Here is a 1,281-nt window from a genome sequence, read left to right as displayed (position 1 = left end):
CAATTTCAGCAACTCCATAATCAATCATCTACTTTTGTATTGCCAAACGCTTGGGATGCTAGTAGCGCACGTATTTTTCAAAAAAGTGGATTCAAAGCTATTGGAACAACTAGTGCAGGAATAGCTACTTCTTTAGGATATTCAGATGGTGAAAATCTGCCATTTGAAAAAATGGTAGAGGTTCTTAAATCAATTGTTAACTCTGTGAATGTCCCTGTTAGTGCTGATATTGAAGCTGGGTATGGGACAACTGTAGAGGAAGTAATAGAAAATGTTAGACAGGTGATTCTAGCAGGAGCAGTTGGAATAAATCTTGAAGATGGTACAGGAAATCCAAATAAACCTATTTTGGATGTTTCAATACAAGTTGAAAAAATAGCCGCAATTAAAGAACTTTCTCAATCGTTAAATATGCCTTTATTCGTTAACGCACGTACCGATTTTTACTGGCTAAATATTGGGAATCCTCTACTTAGACTGGATTCTACACTCAAACGGGTAAAGGCCTATGAAGAAGCAGGAGCAGATTGTATTTTTATTCCTGGTGTAGTCGATATAGATACCATCAAAAAGTTTAGACAGGAAACTTCTTGTCCAATTAATTTATTAGTTGGATCAGATACACCCTCTCTAGATACACTGTCTAAGATGGGAATTGAAAGAATTAGTAGTGGCTCCGCACCTTTTAGAGCTACTATAACTTTGTTAAAGAAAATTAGTGAGGCTATTATGAATGATGGAAACTTTAAACCTATGATTGATGATGTTGTTACTTATGGTAATTTGACTGAATTACTGAAATAAAGTAAAAAAGCGCAAAAATATTGTATAAATAAAGAGGGCCAAAAATAGCCCTCTTTACTGCTGTAAAAATGAATAACGTGTACAAATCCAGTTAACATAGTCACAATTCTAGGAAGTTAAAAAACTTAAATCAAATTCTTATTTTTAATACACCAATCTAACATAAATGTTAAAATATGTAGAAAACACTTAAGGAGAACTACACATGAGAGAAGATTTTAGCAATACAGCGTTAATTGTCATTGACGTTCAAAGAGCTTTTGAAGATGAGAAATGGGGCATAAGAAATAACCTTAATGCTGAGGAGAATATCCAAAATCTTTTAAAGACATGGCGAGAAAAAGAATACCCAATTATACATATCCAGCACTTATCTGATAACGATGAATCCATTTTCCACCCTAGTAAACAAAGTTCAGGTTTCAAAGATATTGCAGTTCCAGTTAAAAACGAAACAATTTTTAAAAAGAAAGTAAA

Annotated in this window: 2 protein-coding genes; both read left to right on the top strand. The window is 33.3% G+C overall.

What is annotated here, in order from left to right; all coding sequences use genetic code 11:
* The coding region (locus AC1DRF_RS28305) for an isocitrate lyase/PEP mutase family protein (protein ID WP_477742346.1) at positions 1-804 on the top strand (804 nt) is incomplete at its 5' end.
* Between the two features lie 205 nt (positions 805-1,009).
* Positions 1,010-1,281 (top strand): isochorismatase family protein (locus AC1DRF_RS28300; protein ID WP_477742345.1); only part of this gene is annotated, 272 nt, incomplete at its 3' end.

This window comes from Priestia sp. P5_B4 (assembly GCF_056400385.1).
This window is presented reverse-complemented; position numbering and strand designations above follow the sequence as displayed.